Genomic DNA, 705 nt, shown 5'->3' with positions numbered 1-705 from the left:
TTCTTTAGTGCAATCACGATCAACGCGGTGGTAACAGAACCAGCAATCGTGCCGATGATGTAACCAATTTTTCCATCCACGACAGGGAGAACAATCCAACCGCCCCACGGTGCATGGTTCATTACGTGGAACATAAAGCCAATCACGTTACCGACAATGCCACCCGCCACAATAGCGGGTAACACTCGTGCAGGGTCGCCAGCGGCAAAAGGAATCGCACCTTCGCTAATACCGATCATCCCCATAATACCTGCGGCTTTCCCCGCTTCGCGTTCATCTCGCTTGAATTTACTCGGCGCCAAAAACGTGGCTAGTGCCATACCCAATGGCGGCGTACAAATCGCAATACCGACCCCGCCCATCAACCATGGTTGCGTGTTCACTTGGGTTTGAGCAAACAACGTCGCCACTTTGTTGATTGGGCCGCCCATATCAAACGCGGTCATTGCCCCAAGCACAGTTCCGAGCATTACTTTGCCTGAGCCCGCCATGCCCGTCAGCACTTCGTTCATGGTGGTCATTGCGCTGGCAATCGGAGCACCTATCACCCACATCACCGCACCGCAAGTAACAAACGTACCGACTAGCGGATAAATAAAAATCGAGCCAAGCGAACTCATGCTGTCTGGTAGCTGAATTTTCTTTAATAGCCAAACGACAAAGCCAGCAAAAAAGCCGACCACAATTGCACCTAAAAAACCCGTA

Annotated in this window: 1 protein-coding gene; it reads right to left on the bottom strand. The window is 51.5% G+C overall.

Annotation, left to right across the window (positions count from 1 at the left end; genetic code table 11):
• Window positions 1-705, bottom strand: a 705-nt coding sequence (locus R7044_RS25525; protein WP_225456035.1) for a PTS fructose transporter subunit IIC, incomplete at both ends; no start/stop codon positions are given.

This window comes from Vibrio sp. 1402 (genome assembly GCF_033340275.1).
Note: the sequence above shows the minus strand (reverse complement) of the source record. Positions and strands in the feature narration are given on the sequence as shown.